General features: G+C 71.5%; 20 protein-coding genes. 7 read left to right on the forward strand and 13 right to left on the reverse strand.

Annotated elements, in window-relative coordinates:
• Positions 1 to 324 precede the first annotated feature (324 nt).
• Entirely contained in the window at positions 325 to 966 is a 642-nt protein-coding gene (locus tag FKN01_RS24195) for a DNA-3-methyladenine glycosylase (RefSeq protein WP_143624032.1), read from the reverse strand.
• Positions 967 to 1,038: 72 nt separating this feature from the next.
• Here FKN01_RS24195 and FKN01_RS24200 point away from each other — a divergent pair, with 72 nt between their 5' ends.
• The 3 genes from FKN01_RS24200 to FKN01_RS24210 all read left to right on the forward strand — a co-directional run bounded on the left by FKN01_RS24200 (position 1,039) and on the right by FKN01_RS24210 (position 3,060).
• Positions 1,039 to 1,821: a sporulation protein gene (locus FKN01_RS24200; protein ID WP_143624034.1), complete on the forward strand. Its 783-nt coding sequence runs from the start codon at positions 1,039 to 1,041 to the stop codon at positions 1,819 to 1,821.
• A 43-nt stretch (positions 1,822 to 1,864) separates the two neighbouring features.
• Positions 1,865 to 2,404 (forward strand): YbhB/YbcL family Raf kinase inhibitor-like protein, encoded by a 540-nt coding sequence (locus FKN01_RS24205; RefSeq protein WP_143624036.1) that lies wholly within the window; start codon positions 1,865 to 1,867, stop codon positions 2,402 to 2,404.
• A 149-nt stretch (positions 2,405 to 2,553) separates the two neighbouring features.
• Positions 2,554 to 3,060 carry an HNH endonuclease gene (locus FKN01_RS24210; protein WP_143624038.1) on the forward strand — a complete coding sequence of 169 codons (507 nt, stop codon included), beginning with the start codon at positions 2,554 to 2,556 and terminating at the stop codon, positions 3,058 to 3,060.
• A 62-nt stretch (positions 3,061 to 3,122) separates the two neighbouring features.
• Here FKN01_RS24210 and FKN01_RS24215 read toward each other — a convergent pair whose 3' ends face one another.
• The 4 genes from FKN01_RS24215 to FKN01_RS24230 form a co-directional block, all read right to left on the reverse strand.
• Entirely contained in the window at positions 3,123 to 3,890 is a 768-nt protein-coding gene (locus FKN01_RS24215) for a sulfite exporter TauE/SafE family protein (RefSeq protein WP_143624040.1), read from the reverse strand.
• A 62-nt stretch (positions 3,891 to 3,952) separates the two neighbouring features.
• On the reverse strand, positions 3,953 to 4,882 hold the full coding sequence (locus tag FKN01_RS24220; RefSeq protein ID WP_143624042.1) for an SPFH domain-containing protein: 930 nt from the start codon (positions 4,880 to 4,882) through the stop codon (positions 3,953 to 3,955).
• A gap of 74 nt (positions 4,883 to 4,956) precedes the next feature.
• The gene (locus FKN01_RS24225; RefSeq protein WP_143624044.1) at positions 4,957 to 5,388 is read right to left on the reverse strand and encodes an NfeD family protein; all 432 of its coding nucleotides are present in this window, start codon (positions 5,386 to 5,388) and stop codon (positions 4,957 to 4,959) included.
• 57 nt (positions 5,389 to 5,445) lie between these two features.
• Complete coding sequence (locus FKN01_RS24230) at positions 5,446 to 6,243, reverse strand: ABC transporter ATP-binding protein (RefSeq protein ID WP_143624046.1); 798 nt, start codon at positions 6,241 to 6,243, stop codon at positions 5,446 to 5,448.
• Positions 6,244 to 6,397: 154 nt separating this feature from the next.
• On the opposite strand from FKN01_RS24230, the gene FKN01_RS24235 reads away from it, so the two are divergent.
• Positions 6,398 to 7,177 carry a hypothetical protein gene (locus FKN01_RS24235; protein ID WP_143624048.1) on the forward strand — a complete coding sequence of 260 codons (780 nt, stop codon included), beginning with the start codon at positions 6,398 to 6,400 and terminating at the stop codon, positions 7,175 to 7,177.
• A 911-nt stretch (positions 7,178 to 8,088) separates the two neighbouring features.
• Here the strand turns inward: FKN01_RS24235 and FKN01_RS24240 are convergent.
• On the reverse strand, positions 8,089 to 8,733 hold the full coding sequence (locus FKN01_RS24240; RefSeq protein ID WP_143624050.1) for a response regulator transcription factor: 645 nt from the start codon (positions 8,731 to 8,733) through the stop codon (positions 8,089 to 8,091).
• Positions 8,726 to 9,871, reverse strand: coding sequence for a GAF domain-containing sensor histidine kinase (locus tag FKN01_RS24245; RefSeq protein WP_143624052.1), 1,146 nt, complete (start codon positions 9,869 to 9,871; stop codon positions 8,726 to 8,728). The genes FKN01_RS24240 and FKN01_RS24245 overlap by 8 nt, the downstream gene beginning before the upstream one ends.
• 439 nt (positions 9,872 to 10,310) lie before the next feature.
• Here FKN01_RS24245 and FKN01_RS24250 point away from each other — a divergent pair, with 439 nt between their 5' ends.
• A complete protein-coding gene (locus FKN01_RS24250) occupies positions 10,311 to 11,054 on the forward strand; it encodes a transglycosylase SLT domain-containing protein (RefSeq protein ID WP_143624054.1) in 744 nt (247 codons plus the stop codon).
• Between the two features lie 85 nt (positions 11,055 to 11,139).
• Here FKN01_RS24250 and FKN01_RS24255 read toward each other — a convergent pair whose 3' ends face one another.
• Entirely contained in the window at positions 11,140 to 13,698 is a 2,559-nt protein-coding gene (locus FKN01_RS24255) for an FHA domain-containing protein (RefSeq protein WP_143624056.1), read from the reverse strand.
• 229 nt (positions 13,699 to 13,927) lie between these two features.
• Here FKN01_RS24255 and serB point away from each other — a divergent pair, with 229 nt between their 5' ends.
• Positions 13,928 to 15,184: a phosphoserine phosphatase SerB gene (gene serB / locus FKN01_RS24260; RefSeq protein WP_143624058.1), complete on the forward strand. Its 1,257-nt coding sequence runs from the start codon at positions 13,928 to 13,930 to the stop codon at positions 15,182 to 15,184.
• Between the two features lie 92 nt (positions 15,185 to 15,276).
• On the opposite strand, the gene FKN01_RS24265 is transcribed toward serB, so the two are convergent.
• The 4 genes from FKN01_RS24265 to FKN01_RS24275 form a co-directional block, all read right to left on the reverse strand.
• On the reverse strand, positions 15,277 to 15,795 hold the full coding sequence (locus FKN01_RS24265) for a histidine phosphatase family protein (RefSeq protein ID WP_143624060.1): 519 nt from the start codon (positions 15,793 to 15,795) through the stop codon (positions 15,277 to 15,279).
• 70 nt (positions 15,796 to 15,865) lie between these two features.
• Entirely contained in the window at positions 15,866 to 16,069 is a 204-nt protein-coding gene (locus FKN01_RS24270; protein WP_143624062.1) for a hypothetical protein, read from the reverse strand.
• 145 nt (positions 16,070 to 16,214) lie between these two features.
• Positions 16,215 to 16,325 (reverse strand): SGM_5486 family transporter-associated protein, encoded by a 111-nt coding sequence (locus FKN01_RS33380; RefSeq protein WP_260697003.1) that lies wholly within the window; start codon positions 16,323 to 16,325, stop codon positions 16,215 to 16,217.
• Between the two features lie 26 nt (positions 16,326 to 16,351).
• Positions 16,352 to 17,641 (reverse strand): CynX/NimT family MFS transporter, encoded by a 1,290-nt coding sequence (locus FKN01_RS24275; protein ID WP_143624064.1) that lies wholly within the window; start codon positions 17,639 to 17,641, stop codon positions 16,352 to 16,354.
• 100 nt (positions 17,642 to 17,741) lie between these two features.
• Between FKN01_RS24275 and FKN01_RS24280 the strand changes: the two genes are divergently transcribed.
• Complete coding sequence (locus FKN01_RS24280) at positions 17,742 to 18,416, forward strand: FadR/GntR family transcriptional regulator (protein ID WP_143624066.1); 675 nt, start codon at positions 17,742 to 17,744, stop codon at positions 18,414 to 18,416.
• Here the strand turns inward: FKN01_RS24280 and FKN01_RS24285 are convergent.
• On the reverse strand, positions 18,413 to 18,784 hold the full coding sequence (locus tag FKN01_RS24285; protein ID WP_143624068.1) for a hypothetical protein: 372 nt from the start codon (positions 18,782 to 18,784) through the stop codon (positions 18,413 to 18,415). The two genes, FKN01_RS24280 and FKN01_RS24285, sit on opposite strands and share 4 nt — an antisense overlap.
• Positions 18,785 to 18,926: the final 142 nt, after the last annotated feature.

Here is an 18,926-nt window from a genome sequence, read left to right on the forward strand (position 1 = left end):
CCTTCGGTCTTGCGTTTCCGACTCTATCAGACTCTTTCGTGTCCGATTCCCGGTCGAAGCGGGTCAAGCAGTTTCCGCTTTCCAGTTCTTCGCTTTCGCGTTTCCCTTTCGGCGTGTCCACTACTTTAGCGGATTCTCCCGGTTACTCATAATCGAGTCAGCGGGACCGAATTCCGGCATGCCGAAACTCGCACCCTCTGAGGGTGAGTCGTAGGTAGTGGTTGGCCGCTTCAGGTCTGCGCGGCTCACGATCCGACGGACCGAACCAACAGCTGTACCCGTGTCAAGCGACTCGCACAACATTAGGTGCCCCGTCCGAGCGAGTCAAGTTGACCGGCGGCGCGGCGCATGGGCCCGGTACGGGCTCACCGTAGGGTCGCCGTCGATCCAGAACCGCCAGGGGTGCACCGCCCCGTCTCCGCCCACACCGGTCCGTGGGCCGTTCCGTACCTGGTCACGAGGGGGCGGGGTGCCGTGGAGCACGGAGAGCTCGGCGCCCTCGTGGGCGATGGCGTCGGTGCCGTCCAGCGCGCGGCCGATGTCCAGGGCGGTCGCGAGGCGGGCCGGCCCTTTGGCCAGTTCTCGGTCACTTCGGGCCGAAACTCGACGTTTGCGCGTCAGCTCGGCGCCCTCGAAAATCTCGCCGGCCCGGAGCAGCACCCCACTCGCCCTTCCCTCGGGGCCGCACACCAGATTCATGCAGTGCCACATGCCGTACGTGAAGTAGACGTACGCGTGGCCCGGCGGGCCGTACATCGCCTCGTTCCGCCGTGTCCGGCCCCGGAAGGCGTGGGAACCCGGGTCGATCTCGCCCGCGTACGCCTCCACCTCCGTGAGGCGCAGGGCGATCGGGCCCTCCGGGGTGCTGCGGACCAGGGTGCGGCCCAGGAGGTCGGGCGCCACCTCCAGTACGGGGCGGTCGAAGAAGTCCCGCGTCAGCGGCGTACGGTCCGGGCCATCGATCATGGGGTTCGAGGTTACTGGGAACCGACCACGGTCGTCGCGCGTATGTAGGGATCAGGACCTAGGAGGAAAAGTATGGGCTTCAAGCGGCTTCTCGCGAGCATGGGTGCGGGCGGCGCCTCGGTGGAGACGGAATTGGCCGAGGCCAACGTCGTCCCGGGCGGGGTCGTCCAGGGCGAGGTGCGGATCCAGGGCGGTTCCGTCGACCAGCAGATCGAGGGGCTCTCCGTGGGGCTGCAGGCCCGGGTCGAGGTCGAGGGCCAGGACCAGGAGACCAAGCAGGACATCGAGTTCACCAAGCTGCGCGTCGGCGGCGCCTTCCAGGTGCAGGCGGGGGCGGTGCATGTGGTGCCGTTCGGCCTGGAGATCCCCTGGGAGACGCCCATCACCATGTTCGCCGGCCAGCACCTGCACGGCATGAACATCGGGGTGACCACCGAGCTGGAGATCGCACGGGCCCTGGACTCCGGCGACCTCGACCCGATCAACGTGCACCCGCTGCCGGCCCAGGAGGCCATCCTCGACGCCTTCGGCCGGCTGGGCTTCAGCTTCCGCAGCGCCGACATGGAGCGAGGCCACATCCGCGGCACGCGGCAGCGGCTGCCGTTCTACCAGGAGATCGAGTTCCACCCGCCGCAGCAGTACCGGGGGCTGAATCAGGTGGAGCTGTCGTTCGTCGCGGACGACCGCGAGATGGACGTCATCCTGGAGATGGACAAGAAGGCGGGTCTCTTCAGCGAGGGCAGCGACTCGTACCGCGCCTTCAAGGTCGGTCTGCACGACTTCCACGAGACCGACTGGGCGGCTTATCTGAACCAGTGGCTGGCGGAGGTCGGCGGTCAGCGCAACTGGCTCTAGGGTCGGAAGTGTCATCCGACGGAGCCGACAGAGAGGTGCTGACGTGACCGAGCCGAAGAGGGCGCCGCTGCCGCACGACTTCCATCCGGAGGTTCCCTCGTTCACCGTGGTGAGCGAGGACATCGCCCCGGGGGCCGTGCTCGCCGACGCCCAGGTGTACGCGGCGGGGAACACCTCGCCGCAGCTGCGGTGGGAGGGCTTCCCGGCGGAGACGAAGAGCTTCGCCGTGACCTGCTTCGACCCCGATGCCCCGACCGGCAGCGGGTTCTGGCACTGGGTGCTCTTCGACATCCCGGCGTCGGTCACGGAGCTGCCGGCCGGCGCGGGCGGCGGGAAGTTCGAGGGGCTGCCCGCCGGTGCCGTGCACGCGCGCAACGACTACGGCACCAAGGACTTCGGCGGCGCCGCTCCGCCGGCCGGGGAGAACCACCGCTATGTGTTCACCGTGTACGCGGTGGACACCGACAAGCTCGGCCCGGACAGCGACACGCCGCCCGCGGCCGTCGGGTTCAACCTGCGGTTCCACACCCTGGCCCGGGCCCAGCTGATCGCCGAGTACGCGGAGCCCGCCGAGAACGCCTGAGCACCAGATCGTCCGCATCCGTTTGCCTTGCCCTGGTCTTGGAGAGACCAGGGCAAGGCATTTTTTAATGCGTTGTCCATCACGGCGTGCCGGGGCCAGAGTTGATCCGGGCCTGCCAGGGGGCGGCCGGCACACGGGAGGTGGGCGGGATGCGGGACACACTGGTACTGAACGCTAGCTTCGAGCCGCTGTCGACGGTGACGTTGAACCGTGCGGTGGTGCTGATCCTTCAGGACAAGGCCGTTGTCGAGCAGTCCCACCCCGGCCTCCGGATGCGCGGCGCCGATGTGGACATCCCGGTGCCCCGGGTGATCCGGCTCTGCAGGTACGTACGGGTCCCGTTCCGAAGACAGGCCCCGTGGTCCAGGAGGGGCGTCCTGGTCCGGGACCAGCACCGGTGCGCGTACTGCGGGAAGCGGGCGAGCACCGTCGACCATGTGGTGCCGAGGGCACAGGGCGGGCAGGACACCTGGCTCAACACGGTGGCCTCGTGCGCCGAGGACAACCACCGCAAGGCGGACCGCACGCCGGAGCAGGCGGACATGCCGCTGCTGCGCAAGCCCTTCGTGCCGTCCCCCGCAGAGGCGATGCTGCTGGCGATGGGGGCCGGTGAGCGGTCGGCGCTGCCGGAGTGGCTGTCGCACAGCGCGGCGTAGGCGCCGTACGCCCGACGGTGTGAGCGGGGCCCGTCTTCCGGGGGGAGACGGGCCCCGCTCGTTCAGCGCAGCAGCAGCTGGACGATGGCGACCGTGCCGACGGCGACGATGAGGGCGCGCAGCAGGGCGGGGCTGAGGCGGCGGCCGACCTTGGCGCCGATCTGGCCGCCGATGGCGGAGCCGACCGCGATCAGGACGACGGCTGTCCAGTCGAAGTCGGCGACGAAGAGGAAGAACAGGGCGGCGATGGTGTTGACGACGGCCGCGAGGACGTTCTTGACGGCGTTGAGACGCTGCATGGTGTCGTCCAGCAGCATGCCCATGAGGGAGAGGTAGATGATCCCCTGGGCGGCCGTGAAGTAGCCGCCGTAGACGCTGGCGAGGGTCAGGCCGATGTAGAGCAGCGGGCCGCCGTCGCGGTGGGCGGGTGCCCCGGTGCGGGCACGCCGGTCCTGGACGGCCTTGCTGATGCGCGGTTGCAGGATGACCAGGACGAGGGCCAGGGCGACCAGGACCGGGACGATGGTCTCGAAGGCCGTGGAGGGCAGGGTCAGGAGCAGGGTGGCGCCGGCAAGGCCGCCGATGAGCGTGCCCACGCTGAGTCTGAGGACGCGGGAGCGCTGGCCGTCGAGTTCCTTGCGGTAGCCGATCGCGCCGCTGATGGAGCCGGGGATCAGGCCGAGGGCGTTGGAGACGGTGGCGGTGACCGGGGGCAGGCCGGTGGCGAGCAGGACGGGGAAGGTGATGAGCGTGCCGGAGCCGACGATCGTGTTGATCGTGCCGGCGCTGATCCCCGCGGCGAAGACGGCGAGCATCTCCCAGATGGACATGGCGTTACCCCCGTGCGTGATCGGTGCTTGCTGCACCGCATCATGCACGGGGGGTGTACACGTCAGTCGACCGGGGGTTCCTCGCGTCGTTCCTGGCCGGTGTTGAAGCCGGGGGCGCCGCCGCCGAGATTGCCGAAGGCGCCGCTGAGGCCCTTGAGGGCGTCGCCGATCTCGCTGGGCACGATCCAGAGCTTGTTCGCGTCGCCCTCGGCGATCTTCGGCAGCATCTGGAGGTACTGGTACGAGAGCAGCTTCTGGTCCGGGTCGCCGGCGTGGATGGACTCGAAGACCGTGCGGATGGCCTGGGCCTCGCCCTCCGCGCGCAGGGCGGCGGCCTTGGCCTCACCCTCGGCGCGCAGGATCGCGGACTGCTTCTCGCCCTCGGCGGTGAGGATCGCGGACTGACGGGTGCCCTCGGCCTGGAGGATGGCGGCCCGCTTGTCGCGGTCGGCGCGCATCTGCTTCTCCATCGAGTCCTGGATGGAGGTGGGCGGCTCGATCGCCTTGAGTTCGACGCGGTTGACGCGGATGCCCCACTTGCCGGTGGCCTCGTCGAGGACGCCGCGCAGGGCCGCGTTGATCTCCTCGCGGGAGGTGAGGGTCCGCTCCAGGTCCATGCCGCCGATGATGTTGCGGAGCGTGGTGACGGTGAGCTGCTCGATGGCCTGGATGTAGCTGGCGACCTCGTACGTCGCGGCCCGGGCGTCGGTCACCTGGTAGTAGATGACGGTGTCGATGTTGACGACCAGGTTGTCCTGGGTGATGACGGGCTGCGGCGGGAAGGGCACGACCTGCTCGCGCAGGTCGATCCGGTTGCGGATCGAGTCGATGAACGGGACGACGATGTTCAGGCCGGCGTTGAGGGTGCGGGTGTACCGGCCGAAGCGTTCCACGATGGCGGCGCTGGCCTGCGGGATGACCTGGATCGTCTTGATCAGGGCGATGAAGACGAGCACCACCAGAATGATCAGGACGATGATGATCGGTTGCATCGTTTCCTCGTGCCCTTCGGTTGATGATCGTCATCGAGTCTGACAGAACGCGCTTGGGTGCGCGGGCAGTTCGGTCACATGACGACGGCCGTCGCCCCGTCGATGTCCACGACGTCGACCTGCTGGCCGGGCTCGTAACTGAATCCGGGGTCGAAGGCGCGCGCCGACCAGACCTCACCGGCCAGCTTGATGCGGCCACCGTCGCCGGTCACCCGTTCCAGGACGACGGCCTGACGGCCCTTCAGGGCGTCGATGCCGGTGGCGTGCGCGGGGGCCCGGTCCGCGCGCTGCCGCCCCGCGATCACGCGCACCACGGCCGTCAGCGCCACCGAGACGATGACGAAGACCAGGACCTGGGCGACGATTCCGCCGCCGAGGGCCGCGACGGCCGCGGCGGCGACGGCCCCCACGGCGAACATGCCGAACTCGGGCATCGCGGTGAGGACGAGCGGAATGCCCAGTCCCACCGCGCCGATCAGCCACCACACCCACGCGTCGATGTCCACGTGGCCATCGTAGGACCGTATGCCCCCTTGCGGACAGGGCGCGACGGTCAACCCCGCCTAGCCGAGCGGGAGTCCGCGGGCGGTGTAGCGGTCGCCCTGGTGCTCGACCACGAGGGGCAGGCCGAAGCAGAGGGAGAGGTTGCGAGAGGTGAGTTCGGTCTCCATGGGGCCGGCGGCGAGCACCTTGCCCTGGCGGATCATCAGGACGTGGGTGAAACCGGGGGCGATCTCCTCGACGTGGTGGGTCACCATGATCATGGAGGGTGCGTACCGGTCGCGGGCCAGCCGGCCGAGGCGGCGGACCAGGTCCTCGCGGCCACCGAGGTCGAGGCCGGCGGCGGGCTCGTCCAGGAGGAGGAGCTCGGGGTCGGTCATCATGGCGCGGGCGATCAGGGTGCGCTTGCGCTCGCCCTCGGAGAGGGTGCCGAACTTGCGGTCGAGGTACTCGGTCATGCCGAGCCGGTCGAGGAAGGCGCGGGCGCGGTCCTCGTCCACCTGGTCGTAGTTCTCGTTCCAGGTGGCGGTCATCCCGTAGGCGGCGGTGAGCACCGTCTGGAGGACCGTCTGGCGGCGGGGCAGCTTCTCGGCCAGGGCGACGCCCGCGATGCCGATGCGGGGGCGCAGGTCGAAGACGTCGGTGCCGACGCCGCCGAGGCGCTCGCCGAGGACGCTGGCGGTGCCCTTGGTGGGGAAGAGGTAGCTGGACGCGATGTTGAGCAGGGTGGTCTTGCCGGCGCCGTTGGGGCCGAGGATGACCCAGCGCTCCCCCTCCTTGACCGACCAGGAGACGTCTTCCACCAGAGCGCGTCCGTCGCGGACCACGGATACGTCCACCAGCTCCAGTACATCGCTCATGAGCGCGTTGTCTCCCCATGCAGTGTCGAGATCGTCGCGTGCCGGTGGGCACGGCTCCCAGGGAAAACCTACGCCACCGCGCGAGTACCGGCGGCGCTGGGCCCGCCGTCACGGACCCGGACGTGACCGGTGGGACACCCCCTAGGCTGTCCGCATGCTTTCGGAACCACGTTCAGGGCTGCTGGCCGCTTGGGGGAACGCGTTGCTGGCGGGGCTCGTGTCGCCGGACGACGCGGCGCTCGCCATCGTCGGGGAGGACGCGGTGCACCGCGTCGAGGGGCTGCCGGGTGAGGCGGGGCCGGTCGGGCTGACGTTCGCCCTGGGGCGGCTGCGGGCGCTGGGGGTGAGCGGCTTCCGGGTCGCGCTGCCGGTGCCGGGGCACCCGCTGGGGCTGAGCGGTCCGGCCGATTTCAACGCCCGGGCGCTTGAGGCGGAGGAGGCGGTCGTCACCTTCGGGGCGCCGTACGGGCTGGTGCCCGAGGTGCGCGAGGCGGGCCCGGCCGGCGATGTGCACGTGGACGTGGTGTGGCGCTGCCTGGCCGTACGGGAGGCTCCGCCGGCCGACGTGCCCTCGCTGGGCGAGGCGGAACGGGAGCTGGCGGAGGCGCTGCGGGACGCGACGGCGCTGCTGACCCGGCTCGACGTGGCCGGTTCGGGGCCGGTGGCCGAGGCGGCGGTGGACGCGTACCGGGCGCGGGCGGAACGGGGCCGCGAGGTGCTGGCCCCGGGCTACCCGCCGAGGGCGGTGCGGGTCCTCGAGCTGGCCCAGCGGGTCGGGCTGCTGATCTCGGTGGCGTACGAGAACGGGCACGGCGGCGCGGTGAGCGCGTCGGAGATGGCGGTGCGGGGCGAGGCGCTGCGGCCGGTGGAGCGGGTGGCGCGGCGGGCGCAGGTGGCGGCGTACAACGCGTATGTGGAGGAGCGGGCCCGGTAGGGGCGCGGGCGCCCCGCGATTACGCGAAGCCGGGGCCTCCGCACGGAAGGGGCGCGGGCGCCCCGCGAGCACGCGAAGCCGGGGCCTCCGCACGGCAGGGGGGCGAGCACCCCGGCGCAAGCACCGAGCCCGGACCCCAGCGCCGCAGCGGCGCGAGCGCGGGCCTGAGCGCGAAGCGCCGCGAGCACCCCGGACCTCCGCACGGCAAGGGCACGAGCGCCCCAGAGCACCCGAGCCCGGACCCCAGCGCGGCGGGGGCGCGAGCGCGGGCCTGAACGCGCATCGCCACGAGCACCCCGGACCTCCGCACAGCAAGGGCACGAGCGCCCCAGAGCACCCGAGCCCGGACCCCTACGCCGCAAAGGGGCACGCACACCGCGATGACGCGAAGCCGGGCCTCCGCACGGCAAGGGCACGAGCGCCCCGGCGCACCCGAGCCCAGACCCCAGCGCCGCAGCCGCGCGAGCGCGGGCCTGAGCGCCGCAACGGCGCCAGCACCCCGGACCCGCAACCCCGGACCTCCGCACCGCACCGGCGCGAGCACCCCGCAGCAGCCGAGCCCAAACCCCAGCACCGCACCGGCGCGAGCACCCCGCAACACCCGAGCCCGAACCCCAGCGCCGCACCGGCGCCAGCACCCCGGACCCGCGACCCCGGACCTCCGCACCGCACCGGCGCGAGCACCCCGCAGCGCCCGAGGCCGAACCCCAGCGCCGCAGCGGCGCGGGCGCCCCGCAGCAGCCGGGCTCGGGCCTCAGCGGGGCAGCGGCGCTGGCGCGGGTTCCCGCACGGTTGCGGCGGGGGCACGTTGGCGCGGGGCTGGGCGGTGCAGCGGCGTGAGGGCGGGGCTGAGTGCGTCGCGGAGGGGAGCGATCCCAGGGCGGGGGGGGCGGGGTTTTCGGTCGCTCGGGTCAGTCCGCCGCCCCGTGGCGGACCGCCCAGAGCGCCGCCTGGGTGCGGTCGGCCAGGTCGAGCTTCATGAGGATGTTGGAGACGTGGGTCTTGACCGTCTTCTCGGACAGGACCAGGGTCCGCGCGATCTCGCGGTTGGACCGGCCGTCGGCGATCAGGCCGAGCACCTCCCGTTCGCGTTCGGTGAGGGTGCTCCCCCGGCCGGTGCCCGCGCCCGGCTCGTCCTGGGCCAGCAGCGCCCCGGCCACCTCGGGCTGGAGCAGGACGTGCCCGGCGTGCACGGAGCGGATGGCGCCGGCCAGGGCGTCCGGGTCGACGTCCTTGTACACGTAACCGGAGGCGCCCGCGCGCAGGGCGGGGACGACCGTGCGCTGCTCGGTGAAGCTGGTGACGATCAGCACCTTGGCCGGGTTCTCCAGCTCGCGGAGGCGGCGCAGCGCCTCGATGCCGTCGGTGCCGGGCATCTTGATGTCCATCAGTACGACGTCGGGCCGCAGCTCCTCCGTCCTGGCCACGCCCTCGGCGCCGTCGGCCGCCTCGCCGACGACCTCGATGTCGTCCTGGATCTCCAGGAACGTGCGCAGGCCGCGGCGGACGACCTGGTGGTCGTCGACGAGCAGCACCCTGATGATCCTGTCAGCCACCGGGGATCTCCATCTCGATCGTGGTGCCCTTGCCGGGCTCGGACTGAACGGTGAGGCGGCCACCGACGCCGTTCGCCCGGTCCCGCATCGAGACGAGGCCCAGATGGCGTCCGGCCCGGCGGGTGGCGGCGGGTTCGAAGCCCCGGCCGTCGTCGGTGATCCGCAGCACCGTGGCACCGTCGCGGCGGGCGAGGGTGACGTCGACGTGGGCGGCGTCGGCGTGGCGGAGGGCGTTGTGCAGGGCCTCCTGGGCGACCCGGAGCAGCGCTTCCTCCTGGGCCGCGGGCAGGGCCCGGACGCCGGCGCCGGCGAAGGTGACCCGGGCGGTGTGGGCCCGGTCGAGCACCTGGACCTGGGTGCGGAGGGTGGCGACGAGGCCGTCCTCGTCCAGGGCGGCCGGGCGCAGCTCCACGACGGCGGCGCGCAGTTCCTCCACGGCCTCGGCGGCGAGGGAGGCGACCTGCTGGAGCTCGCCCTTGGCGCGGGCCGGGTCGCGGTCGACCAGGGCGGTGGCGGCCTGGGCGGTGAGCCGGAGCGAGAAGAGCTTCTGGCTGACCGCGTCGTGCAGCTCGTGGGCGAGGCGGGAGCGTTCCTCGGCGATGGTGAGCTCGCGGCTGCGTTCGTAGAGGCGGGCGTTGGTGAGGGCGATGGCCGCGTGCTGGGCGAGGATCGAGAGCAGTTCCTCGTCCTCGGCGGTGAAGCCGCAGACACCCTCGGGCTTGGGGCACCTCTTGTTGGCGAGGAAGAGCGCGCCGATGGTCTCGTCGCCGTCCCGGATGGGCAGGCCGAGGAAGTCGGACATGTCGGGGTGGGCGCTGGGCCAGCCCTCGAAGCGGGGGTCCTTGCGGACGTCGGCGAGGCGCTCGGTCCTCGCGCCGTGGAGCATCGCGGCGAGGATGCCGTGCTGCCGGGGCAGCGGGCCGATGGCCTTCCACTGTTCGTCGCTGACGCCGTCCACGACGAACTGGGCGAAGCCGCCGTGGTCGTCGGGGACCCCGAGGGCGGCGTACTCGGCGTCCAGGAGTTCGCGGGCCGAGGCGACGATCGTCTTCAGGACGTCCCGTACCTCCAGGTGGCGGCTCATGGCGAGCAGCGCGGCGCTGACGGCGGCGAGGCCGGAGGGCGGTCGGTGGCTCATGCGCCTCACCGTACCGGCGGGTTTCGCGCCCGGTATCGGACCGGAGGCGGCCGAGGACCGGGGCGGAGGGACTAGGACCTGCGGCGGGCGCCCCTGCGCACGGGCCGGGACGCACCCACGACCCCACCCCGGAACGTCGCATTCCGAATTGCTTCAGCAACTCAAGGTAAGGATGACGCCCGCCCGATGTGAGGCCCCGCATAGGGTCCACGTCACTTACGAAGACGCCTAGTGGGCCGAAAAGGGCGATTTGGGGTGCGTTGACCTGGGTGCGAACCGGGCAAACCGCCCTTCATTCCACTACCCGGCTTCGTACGTCACACCTTTGCCACGGCATTTTGCCGCCGCTAAGAATTGAGCTCGTCCCCGACGGAGATGCGCAGTCGCTCCCGTCTTCGTCCTCCGTGAGGACCCCCCGAATTCGAAGAGGTAAGCCTGTATGTCCGCGTCCCGCTTCACCGGCCGTCTCCGCAACCTGAACAAGACCCAGAAGCTCTCCGCCGCCGGCGTCTCCGCCGTCGCCGCCGCTGCACTCTCCTTGTCCCTGGTGCCCGGTCACGCCGAGGCCGAGACCGAACCGCAGGCGGTCTCCGCCTCCCCGGTCATCTTCGACTCCGCGAACTCCAAGCAGGCGCGGGCCCTCCAGGACAGCCTGATCCAGCAGCACACGACCGCCGAGAAGCTGGTCAAGGCCGCTGACGCCGCCAAGGCCGAGAAGGCCGCCGCGGTGAAGGAGAAGACCGAGGCCAAGGCGAAGAAGGCCGAGCTGAAGAAGAAGGCCAAGGCCAAGGCGCACTCCGAGGCCAAGGCCCGCAAGTCCGAGTCGCACGCCAACCGCTCCGCCGCGCGTACGCACACGTACGCCAACAACCTGGACGGCTGGATCCGGGAGTCCCTCGACATCATGCACAAGCGGGGCATCCCGGGCACCTACGAGGGCCTGCACCGCAACATCATCCGCGAGTCCAGCGGCAACCCGAACGCCATCAACGACTGGGACATCAACGCCAAGAACGGCGTGCCGTCGATCGGTCTGCTCCAGATCATCAAGCCGACCTTCGACTACTACCACGTGCCCGGCACCCCGCACACGCAGTACGACCCGGTCGCCAACATCACCGCGTCGGCCAACTACGCCGCCGACAAGTACGGCTCGATCGACAACGTCAACAGCGCGTACTGATCCGCCGCGATCCGTAGCGCCGACGGCAGACGCCGAAGGGCGGCACCCCGCGTGGGTGCCGCCCTTCGGCGCGTGTCCGGGCCGGTCACTTGCGCATGACCTCGGGCTCGTGGCGGCGCAGCAGCCGCGCGACCGCGAAGCCGCACACGACGCCGATGAACAGCAGGACCGAGATGTCGATCCCCCACTGGCTCACCGAGTGCTCCCACAGCGGGTCCAGGTCGGTGGGGTTGCTCGCGTCCCACGGCGGCATGAGGTGGGCCAGGTCCAGCGTCGCGCCGGCGCCCGCGATGGCCCAGCGGGACGGCATCAGCCAGGCGAACTGCTCCAGGCCGGGCGATCCGTACACCTGGAAGAGGATGCCGGTGAAGACGACCTGGACGATCGCGAACATCACCAGCAGCGGCATCGTCTTCTCGGCGGTCTTCACCAGCGAGGAGATGACCAGGCCGAACATCATCGAGGTGAAGCCGAGCGCGATGACCGTCAGGCACAGTTCGACGGCCGGCGGCATGAGCAGGCCCTCTTCGGGCAGATCGCGGGTGGCGAAGCCGATGCCGCAGATGATGACGCCCTGGAGGGCCGTGATCAGGCCGAGGACGATCACCTTGGACATCAGGTACGCGGAGCGGGACAGGCCGGTGGCCCGTTCCCGTTCGTAGATGACGCGTTCCTTGATCAGTTCGCGTACGGAGTTGGCCGCGCCGGAGAAGCACATCCCGATCGTGAGGATCAGCATGATCGTTCCGGCATCACCGTTGAACTTGTGCGGCGGCTTCGGCGGGGCGAGACCGTAGTCGGACGGAATGACCACGCTGACGATGCCGAGCACCGCGGGCAGGATCACCATCAGGCCCATGAAGCCCTTGTCGGAGCCGATCACCGAGAGGTACCGGCGCATCAGCGTCCACAGCTGCGTGCCCCAGCCCTGCGGCTTCGGCGGGCGCATCTGCTGCGGCGGCGGCATGTGTACGGACTGCACGGCGGCGGCGTCGATGTCGGCGGCGTACATCTGGTAGTGCTGCGAACCGCGCCAGCGGCCCGCCCAGTCGTAGTCCCGGTAGTTCTCGAACGCGGAGAAGACATCGGCCCAGGTGGTGTAGCCGAAGAAGTTCAGCGCCTCGTCCGGCGGGCCGAAGTAGGCCACGGCGCCGCCCGGTGCCATCACCAGGAGCTTGTCGCAGATGGCCAGCTCGGCCACCGAGTGCGTGACGACCAGGACGGTACGGCCGTCGTCGGCCAGTCCGCGCAGCAGCTGCATCACGTCGCGGTCCATGCCCGGGTCGAGGCCGGAGGTCGGCTCGTCCAGGAAGATCAGCGACGGCTTGGTGAGCAGCTCCAGCGCCACGGAGACGCGCTTGCGCTGGCCGCCGGAGAGTGAGGTGACCTTCTTGTCCTTGTGGACGTCGAGCTTGAGCTCGGTCAGCACCTCGTGTATCCGGGCCTGGCGCTCGGCCTCGGTGGTGTCCGCGGGGAACCGGAGCTTGGCCGCGTACTTCAGGGCGCGGGTGACGGTCAGTTCCTTGTGCAGGATGTCGTCCTGCGGGACCAGGCCGATGCGCTGGCGGAGCTCGGCGAACTGCTTGTAGAGGTTCCGGTTGTCGTAGAGGACGTCGCCCTGGTTGGCGGGCCGGTAGCCGGTGAGCGCCTTGAGCAGGGTGGACTTGCCGGAACCGGACGGGCCGATGACGCCGATGAGCGACTTCTCGGGGACGCCGAACGAGACGTCCTTGAGGATCTGCTTGCCGCCGTCGACCGTGACCGTGAGGTGGCGGGCCGCGAAGGAGACGTCACCGGTGTCGACGAACTCTTCCAGCCGGTCGCCGACGAGCCGGAACGTCGAGTGACCGACGCCGACGATGTCGTTCGGGCCGATGAGCGCCGAGCCGGACTTGGAGAGCGGCTGGCCGTTGACGTACGTGCCGTTGTGCGAGCCGAGGTCGCGGATCTCGAAGCGTCCGTCGGGCGTCGCGTGGAACTCGGCGTGGTGCCGGGAGACCTGGAGGTCGGAGACGACGAGGTCGTTCTCCAGGGCACGGCCGATCCGCATCACCCGGCCGAGCGCCAGCTGGTGGAAGGTGGTCGGGCTGCGGTCCCCGTAGACCGGCGCGGCTCCCGCCGGGCCGGCGCCGGGGCCGGGCGGTGCCGGGGCCCCGCCCTGCCGCGGCATGTGCGGCTGCTGCGGCGCGGGCTGCGGCCAGCCCTGCTGCTGCGGGACGGGCTGCTGGGGTGCCGACTGCTGGGGCGCCGGCTGCTGCCAGCCGGGGCCGCCCTGCTGGGGCTGGTGCGGCGGGGTCTGCTGCGGCTGCACGGGGCCGGCGGCCCGGCCGCTGTAGACGTCCGCGGCGCTCAGGGTCAGGCGGGGCCCGTCGGTGGCGTTGCCCAGGTTCACGGTGGAGCCGGCCGCGATCTCCATCTGGTGGATCCGCTGGCCGTGCACGTAGGTGCCGTTGGTGCTGCCGTGGTCCTCGATGAACCAACTGCGCCCGTTCCAGGCGATCGTGGCGTGCCGCCACGACACCCTGGCGTCGTCGATCGTCATGTCCCCCTGCGGATCACGCCCCAGGGTGTACGCCCTGGACGGATCGAGCGTCCAGGTCCTGCCATTCAATTCCAGTACGAGTTCCGGCACTCCGCGCCCCACTAGTTGTCCCCCGTGTTACCCCCGTCGCAGGGAGTCTAGGGATGCTGAACATCGTGGGGAACTATTCCAGGACCGGTCCCCGATACGAAAGCCGGGCGGCCCGGGGTGACCTCACCGAGACCTGCGCGGCCAGGCGAAAAGGGGACGGACCGGGTGGGTGCGGCCGGGATGTCCGGCACTCGGGACGGGCTGCTGGTGAGAGCCCGGGGACCGATACGGTGGGAGCACCATGAGCGTATCCCGGCCTCCTGAGCCCGCACAGTCTCCCGAGCCCGCCGCGTCCCGGCAGGGTCCGGACGTACCGACCCTTCTCGTGAAGATCTTCGGGAAGGACCGCCCCGGGATCACCGCGGGTCTCTTCGACACCCTCGCCGCCTACTCGGTCGACGTGGTCGACATCGAGCAGGTCGTGACCCGGGGCCGTATCGTCCTGTGCGCGCTGGTCACCGCCCCCACCGCGGACGGGACGACCGAGGGCGAGCTGCGGGCGACCGTGCACAGCTGGGCGGAGTCGCTGAAGCTCCAGGCCGAGATCATCTCCGGCACCGGCGACAACCGGCCGCGCGGCGTCGGCCGATCCCACGTCACGGTGCTGGGGCACCCGCTGACCGCGGAGTCCACGGCGGCCATAGCGGCCCGGATCACCTCGACCGGCGGGAACATCGACCGCATCTTCCGGCTGGCGAAGTACCCCGTCACGGCCGTCGAGTTCGCGGTCTCCGGTACGGGGACCGCGGAGCTGCGCACCGCGCTGGCGCCGGAGGCCGCGGGCATCGGCGTCGACGTGGCGGTCGTCTCGGCCGGGCTGAGCCGCCGGGCGCAGCGGCTCGTCGTGATGGACGTCGACTCGACGCTGATCCAGGACGAGGTCATCGAGCTGTTCGCGGCGCACGCGGGCTGCGAGGCCGAGGTCGCCGAGGTGACCGAGCGGGCGATGCGGGGCGAGCTGGACTTCGAGCAGTCGCTGCACGCCCGGGTGGCGCTGCTCGCGGGGCTGGACGTGTCCGTGGTGGACAAGGTCCGCTCCGAGGTGCGGCTGACGCCGGGGGCCCGGACGCTGATCCGCACGCTGAAGCGGCTCGGCTACCAAGTGGGCGTGGTCTCCGGCGGTTTCACGCAGGTGACCGACGATCTGCGGGAGCGCCTGGGGCTCGACTTCGCCTCCGCCAACACGCTGGAGGTCGTGGACGGGAAGCTCACGGGCCGGGTGACCGGGGACATCGTGGACCGGGCGGGCAAGGCCCGGCTGCTGCGGAGCTTCGCCGCCGAGGCGGGGGTGCCACTGGCGCAGACGGTGGCGATCGGTGACGGGGCCAATGACCTGGACATGCTGAACACGGCGGGGCTGGGGGTCGCGTTCAACGCGAAGCCGGTGGTCCGCGAGGCCGCGCACACGGCGGTGAACGTGCCGTTCCTGGACACCGTGCTCTATCTGCTCGGCATCACCCGCGAGGAGGTCGAGGCGGCCGACGGCCTCGTGGAGTAGTCCGTCGCCGGTCGCGGAGGCCTGCGGGAAGGGCCCCGGCGCGCACCTCGCGGTGTGTGCCGGGGCCCTTCCCGTACGGGCGGGCGGGCGGGTCAGTCGTTGGGGGTCCAGTACTCGGCGAGCCGGCCGACGCCGTGCTCCACGCTCTTCCACGGGCCGGCGAACTCGACGACGGCGAAGGCGGCGGTCGGGAAGCCGCCGCGCGCCATCCGGGAGAGCGCGTCGCCCTCGCCGCTGCCGGAAAGGGCGTCGGCGAGCGCGTGCATGCCGGGGTTGTGGCCGATGACCAGCAGGTCGGCGATGTCGTCCGGGGTCTCGTTGACCAGGGCGATCAGCTCGCCGAGCGATGCCTCGTAGAGCCGCTCCTCGTACACGGTCTTCGGGCGCTCGGGCATCTCGTGCACGGCCAGTTTCCACGTCTCACGCGTGCGGACGGCGGTCGAGCAGAGGGCCAGGTCGAAGGCGATCCCGGAATCGGCGAGCTTGCGGCCCGCCATGGGGGCCTCCATGCGGCCGCGCTCGGCCAGCGGCCGCTCGTGGTCGGACTCCTGCGACCATTCCGCCTTGGCATGCCTGAGAAGGACGATCCTGCGAGATGTATCGGCGCTCATACATCTCAGCTTCGCATGAAACGGGCCAGCTGGCGCAGGGTGTTGGAGGCTTCGCACCCCGGGCGCCGGGTCAGCGGGTCAGCAGCTCCGCGAGGTGCCGGAGCACCTGGCCGGTCGACGACGCGTCGGTGGCCGCGTGCGCCTGACCCGGTCCGGCGATGAGCAGCAGGAGCGCGGCGAAGGCGACGGCGGGCAGCGCTACGGCCCACCAGGGCAGGCGGACGTCGGCGCGGCTCGGCTCGTGGGTGGGCCGCGTGTGCGTGAGGGCCGGCATGTCCGCCTCCGTGGTCCGTGGATTCCGTCACTGGGAACCTACGGGGGCGGGGGCGTCGCTCCCATCCGGTAACCCACCCACTTCGCCCTGACCCTGGCCCCCTAGGGGATGGTGGTGCTACCCCCACCATCGCCGGGCGGGGGCGTCACGGGGACGCGATGGCGGCGATGACGCCGACGACGACCGTGATCAGCAGCATCGCCCCGAAGACGAGGAGCAGCTTCTTCTGACCGTTCTGGGGATTCGGATCGAGCACAGGTGACATGGCCCCAGTCTCGCATCTCAGGATTCGTCCTCGATCGTCCGGTCCCGGCCGGCCAGGACGCCCATGACCATCTGCGGCACCATCAGGGCGGCCATCAGCGCGATCGGGACGCCCCAGCCGCCGCTGTGCTGGTAGAGCACGCCGACCAGGAGTGGCCCGGGGATCGAGATCAGGTAGCCGGTGGACTGGGCGAAAGCGGACAGCCGGACCACTCCGGCGCCGCTGCGGGCCCGCATGCCGATCATCGTGAGGGCGAGCGGGAAGGCGCAGTTCGAGATGCCGAGCAGCAGGGCCCAGGCCCAGGCGCCACCGGAGGGGGCCAGGTAGAGGCCCGCGTAGCCGGTGAGGCCGCAGGCGCCGAGGAAGACGACGATCGGGCCCTGGGTGCGCATCCGGGCGGCGACGCGCGGGATGACGAAGGCGAGCGGGACCCCCATGGCCATGGTGACCGCGAGCAGGACGCCCGCGGTGCCGGCGGAGACCCCGGCGTCCCGGAAGATCTGCGGCATCCAGCCCATGGTGATGTACGCGGCGGTGGCCTGGAGCCCGAAGAAGCAGGCGAGGGCCCAGGCGGTCCGGCTGCGGGTGATCCGCAGCTCCTGGGCCTGCGGCCGGACGGCGGTGGAAGCCGGTTCGTGCGCGGCGGTCCGGTTCCGTACGAGCGGGAGCCAGGGCAGGATCGCGGCGGCGGCCAGCACGGCCCAGATGCCGAGCCCGGCCTTCCAGCTGCCGCCCATGGCGTCGGTCAGGGGGACGGTGACGGCGGCGGCGAGCGAGGTGCCGAGGGCCAGGGCCATGGAGTAGAGGCCGGTCATGGAGCCGACGCGGTCGGGGAACCAGCGCTTGACGATCACCGGCATCAGGACGTTGCTGACGGCGATGCCCATGAGGGCCAAGGCGCTGGCGGCCAGGAAGCCGGCCGTGCCGCCGACCAGGGGCCGGATCACCAGGCCCGCCGTGATGGCGGCCATGCCCGCGCAGACCACCGCGCCGGGCCCGAAGCGGCGGGCGAGGCGCGGTGCCATGACGCCGAAGACGGCGAAGCAGAGCGGCGGCACCGAGGTGAGGACCCCGGCGACGCTGCCGCTCATGTGGAGCCCGTCCCGGACCTCTTCGAGGAGGGCGCCGAGGCTGGTGATGGCCGGGCGGAGGTTGAGCGCGGTGAGGACGAGCCCGATGGCGACCAGGCGCAGCGTCCACGGCGTGGGGCCGGACCGCGGTGCGGGGGTGACGGCGCGGGTGGCTGCGGGGGCGCCGGGGCTCAGGGTCCCGGTCGCGGTCTGGTCAGTCGTCTCTTCGTCACGCATGAGGCCATCATAGAATCATGGGATGATTGGTTGTCCATTCCGTCCGCCCACCGGGCCCTGAGAGGATCGGGCCCATGAGCCGTTGCGACCGAGGAGCACCATGGCGCTGACGTCCCCGAGGCGTTCGGCACTCGCCGACCAGGTGATTGCCCAGCTGAGGAACCAGATCACCACGGGCGAGTGGCCGGTCGGTGCCCGCATCCCCACCGAACCCGAGCTGGTCGAGCAGCTGGGGGTGGCCCGCAACACGGTCCGCGAGGCGGTCCGGGCGCTCGCGCACAACGGGCTGCTGGACATCCGGCAGGGCTCGGGCACCTACGTGGTCGCCACCAGCGAGCTGGCCGGGGTGATGCACCGCCGGTTCGCCTCGGCGGACCCGCGCCACATCGCGGAGCTCCGGTCGACCCTGGAGTCCTCGGCGGCGCGCCTCGCGGCGGTCCGGCGCACCGACCGGGACCTGAAGCAGCTGGACGCGCTGATGCGGCGGCGCGAGGAGACCTGGGCGGCCGGTGACGCCGAGGCGTTCGTGGCCGCCGACGCGACGCTGCACCTGGCCGTGGTGGCCGCTTCCCACAACGACGTGCTGACGGGGCTCTACGCGGACCTGGGCGATCTGCTGCGGGACTACCTGCGCGGCGACGTCGGCCAGGAGCTGCGGCCGGAGAACCACATGGACCACGGCCGCCTGGTCGAGGCGATCCGGGCGGGCGACGCGGAGACGGCGGCGACGGAGGCCGCGAGCCACGCGCTGAACTGCCTGGCGGACCGGGTCTAGGCCCGGGGCGCGACGCTGTGGGTGACCCAGGCGGAGGCGACTTCCTTCCAGCAGCGGTCGGCCAGGCGCACCGTGCGCCCCGGCGGGACCGGGACCGGCCGGGAGTCCGCGTCCACGTCCCACCAGCGGGCGCACTCGGTGTGCAGCTGGACGCGGTCGGCCGAGGGGTACGGGTTGTGGCAGTAGGCGACGACCCGGGAGCCCTCGATCGACGTACGGCACTCGGAGCCGGCGGGTTCGGGGCTGGGCGCGGGGGGTGCGGCAGCGCCGACGTGCCCGGCGGTGTACAGGCCGGCCGGGACGAGCAGTGCGGCGAGGACCGCGCCGGAGGCCAGCAGGTACCGGGGGCGGTGAGGTGTGCGACGCACGGCGATCTCCTCCCCACGGCTGACCGGACGTCCGGTTCCCCCACATTCTGCGGTGGATCGTCCGGCTTTTCGACCTGAGCGCCGGGAGGGCGCGGGCCGGGGGACGACGGAAACGGCCGCGCACCGCCTCCCGGGGCTTCGG

This window comes from Streptomyces sp. 130 (genome assembly GCF_007096885.1).
Lineage (GTDB): Bacteria > Actinomycetota > Actinomycetes > Streptomycetales > Streptomycetaceae > Streptomyces.